The 6,736-nt window shown below is 55.5% G+C and carries 7 protein-coding genes and 1 pseudogene; 1 reads left to right on the top strand and 7 read right to left on the bottom strand.

What is annotated here, in order from left to right:
• The 3 genes and pseudogenes from PAT3040_RS38745 to PAT3040_RS18160 all read right to left on the bottom strand — a co-directional run.
• A pseudogene (locus PAT3040_RS38745) lies at positions 1-297 on the bottom strand (glycosyltransferase); the annotation flags it as partial.
• Positions 294-944, bottom strand: a complete 651-nt coding sequence (locus PAT3040_RS18165; protein ID WP_258235037.1) for an acyltransferase — start codon at positions 942-944, stop codon at positions 294-296. The gene PAT3040_RS18165 and the pseudogene PAT3040_RS38745, both read right to left, overlap by 4 nt.
• Entirely contained in the window at positions 941-2,137 is a 1,197-nt protein-coding gene (locus PAT3040_RS18160) for a nucleotidyltransferase domain-containing protein (protein WP_108993848.1), read from the bottom strand. Before PAT3040_RS18160 ends, PAT3040_RS18165 begins: the two co-directional genes overlap by 4 nt.
• A gap of 200 nt (positions 2,138-2,337) precedes the next feature.
• Here PAT3040_RS18160 and PAT3040_RS18155 point away from each other — a divergent pair, with 200 nt between their 5' ends.
• Positions 2,338-2,997, top strand: a complete 660-nt coding sequence (locus PAT3040_RS18155; protein WP_108993847.1) for an acetyltransferase — start codon at positions 2,338-2,340, stop codon at positions 2,995-2,997.
• A gap of 24 nt (positions 2,998-3,021) precedes the next feature.
• Here the strand turns inward: PAT3040_RS18155 and PAT3040_RS18150 are convergent, their stop codons facing one another.
• Genes PAT3040_RS18150 through PAT3040_RS18135 form a run of 4 tightly spaced genes read right to left on the bottom strand, consistent with a single transcriptional unit; the run spans position 3,022 to position 6,718 of the window.
• Complete coding sequence (locus PAT3040_RS18150; protein ID WP_108993846.1) at positions 3,022-4,218, bottom strand: DegT/DnrJ/EryC1/StrS family aminotransferase; 1,197 nt, start codon at positions 4,216-4,218, stop codon at positions 3,022-3,024.
• 6 nt (positions 4,219-4,224) lie between these two features.
• Complete coding sequence (locus tag PAT3040_RS18145) at positions 4,225-4,830, bottom strand: sugar transferase (protein ID WP_305778782.1); 606 nt, start codon at positions 4,828-4,830, stop codon at positions 4,225-4,227.
• 59 nt (positions 4,831-4,889) lie between these two features.
• Entirely contained in the window at positions 4,890-5,627 is a 738-nt protein-coding gene (locus tag PAT3040_RS18140; RefSeq protein ID WP_108993844.1) for a glycosyltransferase family 32 protein, read from the bottom strand.
• A 17-nt stretch (positions 5,628-5,644) separates the two neighbouring features.
• Positions 5,645-6,718 carry an EpsG family protein gene (locus PAT3040_RS18135; protein ID WP_108993843.1) on the bottom strand — a complete coding sequence of 358 codons (1,074 nt, stop codon included), beginning with the start codon at positions 6,716-6,718 and terminating at the stop codon, positions 5,645-5,647.
• Positions 6,719-6,736 lie beyond the last annotated feature (18 nt).

Raw genomic sequence — 6,736 nt, 5'->3', positions numbered from 1 at the left:
CAGCCTTCGCGCGCGCACATTGGCTGCGACTTTGGCGGCGCCGCGAACGAAGGCGGCCTTAATCAGCCGCTGACGCAGACAGTCGCGGAGCGGTTTGCGAATCGCCGCATAACTCCGCGATTCTGGCAGCACGTTCACCTGATCCGGAATCATCCCCATAAATTCGCCGGTGTGGCAAAAGATCAAAAGATCCACCTCGTAGCTGTCATAATCGAACGACTCCAGCATATTGATCAAACTCCGCTCGATCCCCCCGATCTCCATCGCATACATGGTGAACAGGATTCGTTTTTTCATATCGCTTCCGCTCCTTTCGCGGGAGCGCGAACGGCTTCTTCTTCGGATGCCCGCGAGATGGCGGAAAAATGTTTTTCCCGCTTGTTCATAAACAACGTATCGGACGGCACATATCCTTTTACGATGCTTCCCGCGGCGATGACGGCGTTATCCCCGATCACGGTATCGCGAAGGATGATACTTCCCGTGCCAATCCAAACGTTGCTGCCGATGACTACCTCGCCTTTAAGCAGATGCCCCTCCGCATCCCCTCGGAAGTTATGGTCGTGATCGTTGATACACACGTTCGGAGCGATTTTTGTATATTCGCCGATCGAGACGCGCAAGGCGCAATTGATTGTGCAATTATCATTAATAAACACATGGTCGCCCAGCGTGAGCTGCCCTTCATCGTCGAGACGAATGCTGATGTTCTTTCTCATGAAGACGAATCGGCCAACGCGGCATCGTGCTCGTTTGTTAAAGATTTCGATCGTGCTCCCGCCCTGCATCGCAAATACCGAAGCAAGGATGCTGCGTCCGTACAGGAGCCTGTAGCGGAATGCCCGGGCAAAGGCCAGCAGCTGCGACACGTTCATCAGAATTGCTGGCAGCAGTCCTCGGCTGCGGAATTGGGTCCCCCATGCAGCAATTGCCTTTCCTATCATGATCGTTTTTTCTCCTTTCTTCCCTTCGCCTTCCTCCACAACCACAAAAACGGACGCAGACCGAAATATAGGAAGTGAAGCTTCTGCGGCAACGGCAAAGTTTCCGTGTCCTCGTAGAAGGGATGCATAACGCTCAGCACATACAGGCATTTCTGACGCGTGGTCAGCAGTCCGAACAAATATTGTTTATGATAACGCTCGACCTCCTTGGGTACGGGCGGCGTATGCAGATTAACGGTTCGACGCATATAAAACATCGTGTCCTCGGCCAACCATCCCGCCTTGCGGGAAGTCAGAAGCGGCTTCATCTCCTCGCGAAGCGGCGCAGCAAGCAGCTTCGCAGCAAGAAACAGCGCCTGCCCTCCGATATGGAGCATCTGATGCTTGCGCAGATGGGATGTCAGCCTGGGCCAGTCGATCCGCTGATTCATCAGCTGCTTAATATCCAGCAGCCAGCGAAGCCTTGACCAGCCATGACGGGCTCCGTGGGAGACGAGAAACAAGAACAGATCCTCCCTGCCGAGATAGTAGATCGGTCTGCTGATCAGCGAGCTTTGACGTTTCCGGCTCCACAGCTCTTCGAAGCCGGGTTCCTTGGACGGAGATGGGTTAAGCCGCCAGTGCACCTCTACCTTGATCCCCTTACCGGGATGCAAAAAGGTGATATGGTGATGTCTCCACTTCCAGTCGTTCAGCACGCTTGTAATGTAGTCATCCTTCTCGTATCCCAGCGAAACAAGAAGTTCCTCTGCGGCCTGGAGGCTTTCCAGCGGCACCAGCACGTCAAGATCACAAGACGTTCGCAGCGAAACATCGCCATACAAGTCGGCCGCGATTACAGGCCCCTTTAGAAACAAAGCGCGAATGCCGCGATTCTCGAACAACGAGGAAAGCCGCTCCATCTCGCCGCTCAACGCGAGCATCGTAATCGTATTCCGGTAGTAGTCCCGCTGGAACATGCTGATAACGAAGGCGGGCACGTTGATCGGCCTATGTTCCTGCAGCTTCCTGTTCATCGTCGGGAACACGCGGTGATGCCGAGCCAGCTCGATGAAGGTATGCCAATTCGCGTCTTTCATTAATTCCCAGAGCTCGAAGCTCATCTCCGTGCCTTCCTCCATCTCAAGGAAGGCAAGCAGCAGTCGTAGTTCTTGTGATAAATCTTCGGTATTGAGCGCGGCTTCCATTTTCATGACGGTCTCCTTCATTCGCAAATAACGAACAAAAAATAATTTTTGTTCTATAAAACGAACACATTTACAGATTATCACCCGACCGTTGTTCTGTCAATTGCGCCGCCCATAATTCTACAAAATTCCGGATCATCCGGAGCAAGGGTATGCTAGAATTAGTGCATAATCATAGAAAACATATAAGCGAAGGGGATGACGGAATGTCGAATGGAATCATCGTGTTCGGGGCAGGCGGACATGCCAAAGCCGTGATCGATACGATAGAGCGGCAAGGCGCGTACGAAATCATCGGATTGCTGGACGGGGGCAAGCCCGTCGGAGAGCAGGTGTACGGATATCGCGTATTGGGGGATGAGACGTGGCTTGCAGACCGGAATAACCAAGCTGGGGGAGCCATCGCGGCGATCGGCGACAACTGGACTCGCGGGCTTGTCGTTCGAGGCATATCCCGCATTCGGCCGGAGCTGCCTTTCGTGACCGCCGTTCATCCCGCGGCTTCCGTCGCAAGAGGAGCCCGCATCGGGGCGGGCTCCGTCGTGATGGCAGGCTCCGTCGTCGGAAGCGACGCCGAGATTGGGGAGCATGCCATCTTGTATGCCGGCAGCTGCATCGAACACGATTCCCGCATCGGCTCATTCGTCAGCCTCGCGCCGAAGGCCGCCACTGGAGGGAATGCGGCCATCGGCGACTATACGGCAGTCGCTATCGGCGCGTCTATTATTCATGGCGTCGCGGTAGGCGAGCATTGCGTGATCGGCGCAGGCTCAACCGTCGTTCGCAACATCGCGTCCCATACCGTCGCCTATGGCACGCCCGCCCGTGCCGTTCGCTCCCGCACGAGCGGCGAACGATATTTGTGAATGGATAGCAGGCGCCTTAACCGGCTAGCTCGCCGCTTCGGTCGACGCGGAACGCAGCCCTCTCGTCGCGTCCTCGATAACGGCAATAACCCGGTCCTGTTCCTCCGGGCTCATATTGGAGCCCGAAGGGAGACAGATCCCCGTGCGAAAGAGCTCTTCGCATACGGAGCTTCCCTGCTCGTAATGTCCATAAAAGGTTGTTCCCCGGAAGAGCGGCTGCAGGTGCAGCGGCTTCCACAATGGCCTGGCCTCGATATTGGCTTCCCCGAGAGCGTCCAGCAAACCCGCGATAATCGCCTCCGCGCCGGGATGCTTAATAGTCAGCGCCGTCAGCCAGCGATTGCCGCAAGTGCCCTCCGGCTCCGGCATAAACGCGATAGCCTCGTATTTTCCCAGCGCTTCCTCGTATCTGCGGTATACCTCTCTCCTCGCCTGAACGCGTTGATCCAGCACTTCCAGCTGCGCCCTGCCGATCCCGGCCAACACGTTGCTCATCCGATAGTTATAGCCCATTACGCTGTGCTGGTAATGCACGGCCGCGTCTCTGGCCTGCGTCGCGAGAAATTTGGCTCGCTCCAGCGCGTCCGTATGATCGGATACCAACATCCCTCCGCCGGAAGTGGTAATAATTTTATTGCCGTTGAAGGAATAGATGCCGAAATGGCCTAATGTACCGCTCTGACGTCCCCGGTAGGTAGAGCCAAGCGATTCCGCCGCATCCTCGACGACAGGGACGCCGTACCTGTCGCAAATCTCCATGATCCGCTCCATATTCGCCATTCCCCCGTAGAGATGAACGACGATGACCGCTTTGGGGAGCCGGCCTGCCGCGGATGCATGCCGAAGCGCGCGCTCCAGCGCGACCGGCGACATATTCCAGGTGTCGGGCTCCGAATCGACGAACAACGGCTTCGCGCCAAGATAAACAATAGGATTTGCCGTCGCGATAAATGTGAAGCTGGGACATATGACCTGATCGCCTTCGCCGACGCCCAGCAATTGCAGGGCCAGATGGATGGCGGCCGTGCCGGAGCTGACCGCCGTTGCGCCGCGGGAGCCTACATACGATGCAAGCTCCTGCTCGAATGCGTTAATGTGGGGACCAAGCGGGGCGATCCAATTGCTCCGGAACGCCTCGTCGATATAAGCCTGTTCCTTGCCGCTCATATGGGGAGAGGACAGATAGATGCGGCTTCCTCCGCTTTGTTGCTGCTGACTCATCCGATATCATCCTTTCTGGTTATGGCCTTGTCCTTCGAATACCGGCATCGTCGCATGGCTGCCGTTGCTGATTCCGTCGGAGCGGATCACCCGCTTCACCGTCAGCAGCAGAATTCGCATATCCAGCCAAAAGCTTCGATTCTCGACGTACCATACATCCTTGTCGAAACGTTCCTCCCACGACACGGCGTTGCGTCCGTTGACCTGCGCCCACCCCGTAATCCCCGGCCGCACCAGATGGCGCTTCGCCTGCTCCTCCGTATACAGCGGCAGGTAATCCATAAGCAGAGGTCTCGGCCCTACAAGGCTCAGCTCTCCTCTCACGACGTTAAGCAACTGTGGCAGCTCGTCGAGACTCAACTTGCGAAGCAGCAGGCCGAACGGCGTCAACCGGAGATGATCCGACAGCAACTGGCCTTCCCCGTCCCGTTCGTCCGTCATCGTACGAAATTTATACAGCAGGAAGGGGCGCCCATGGAGGCCCGGACGCTCCTGCTTGAACAAGACCGGGGAACCTAGCTTCGAACGGATAAGCAAGGCGATAACAGCCATGGGCAACAGCGCGGCCGCCAACAGAAGACTTCCGGCAATTAAGTCGAACATTCTTTTGATCATCGTATAGCCCCTCTTCTTTATCCTTTATCTCTTTGTGTTGCCTGGCAGCCGCATCTTCAGGTCAGAAGCTTGCGCACCCTGGCAATAGCCTTGGGACCAACGATCCGGCTGATCATTCGTTTGGCGCCGCTTTTTATCCGCACATGGGCGGGCAGCCAGGATTGCGCGAAGTGATGGATCGTATAGCTCTCTTCCGTCAGATAACTGCCGCCGTTAATATAGTCGTAAGGGCTGAAATATTGGCGCGGATAGAAAACTACGCCTCCGGGGAGCGTCTGAAACTGGCCGTTCAGCGCCAGGCCCTCCTCCGTGCATAGTCTCGATATGACGGCGGTGTTGGTAAGCATGTCGTACGTGCCGTCCGGCAGCAGGAACACTCTCCGCTCATAGTCCGACAACAGCTTGCCGATCCACGGATGTCCCGGTCTCGCTCCCATCGTTCCGGATTGCAGGAAACTCTCGTCCTCGAAGCCGGAAAACGCTTCATGCGTCAGCAGCGGATCCAGCGGCTTCACTACTTCGACATCGGTATCCAGATAGATGCCGCCGACATGATATAACGCATGCAGCCGGACGTAATCGCTCACGAACGCATATTTGCGGGCTTCGTACGCTTCTTTTGCATACTTGGACCGATTCAGATCGAAGTTGTCTTCGTTCCACTCCATAAACGTGTAGCCGCTGCCGAGCCGTTTCTTCCAGCTGTTCATGCAGGTCCGAATCTTCCTCGGCTTTTCGCCGCGGCCGAACCAGCAATAGTGGATGATTCGCGGAATTTGTTCCCGTGTCTCCATCATGTCCCTCCTTCAAATTAAAATGGCCACCGGATATAGTCGCTGGCGTACCGAATATCCAGTACGATGACGTTCTCGTAGAAGAAGTATAGAAAGTAGAAGCCGATAAAAGCGATGTACATGAGCCGCTGATCCTTCTCGCGGAACAGCTTGATGACCCAACCGAGCAGGATGAGCTGGTAAAGCGAAAAGTAGATGCCAAGCCGGGCGAAAATCCAGTTTTGCGTCGAAATAATCATAATAACCGCGCCTACCAGCGATAAATTGACGATCACGTCGCCTCCTGGGAACAGACGCCGCAGCTTATCCTTGCCCAGAAACGCAATAGCCAGAGGAATGACGAAGACGATGACTCGCAGCACGTTGGCGCCGCCCTCCTGGAAGCTCCGGTACCCCGAGTATTGCGTGTTCTCGATGATGGAGAACAAGGCGCTGGAAAAGTAGTTGTAGCCGACCACGATCAGAATGCCCAAGGAAAGCAGCAGCATGGTCGTCAGCGTCCAAGCCCGGCGTCTGACCAGGAAATAGATGGGCAGCATAATAAGCGCGCTCTGGTGGAAAAAGGAAGCCAGAATGACGATGGCAAAATAAATTTTCCATTTCCCCTCCAGCAGCGCCCTGGTCGCGGTGAATACGATGGCGGCAGCCAAAAATTGGCGAATGCCGTTCATGGATACGATAAATGATCCCGTCGTAATGTAGGCGTACAAGCTGAGCTCGATCATCCGGGAATATTGGCAGAACACGATGATGATCAGCGCGTTCGTAACGAGCGCCGTCAGCATAATCATGAGCTGCGGATCCTCCGTGTATTGCTTCAGCAGCATCTGGAACAAGTTGAAGCCGATATCGTCCTTCTGGAGGACGCTGCTCCAGGAGAAATCCTCCACCCTGTAGCTATGCATGTACAGATACGTATCCCCGATATTATTCCGAAGTCCCGACACCAGAATAAGGCAAGCCGCGCCAAGCGCCATGTAAATCCGATTAGGGCGAATGCCGAGCGGACCGTCCGCCGTCGATGCGGCAAAGTATCGCGCCATGAAGGCGTTAAAAAATACAGCGAACAGCGCGAACCATATCATCTCCATCCCTCTCCAGCACCCTCC

This window comes from Paenibacillus agaridevorans (genome assembly GCF_003112455.1).
In the GTDB taxonomy this organism is placed as follows: domain Bacteria; phylum Bacillota; class Bacilli; order Paenibacillales; family Paenibacillaceae; genus Pristimantibacillus; species Pristimantibacillus agaridevorans.
The sequence above is the reverse complement of the archived record's forward strand: the minus strand, read 5'-3'. Positions and strand labels throughout refer to the sequence as shown.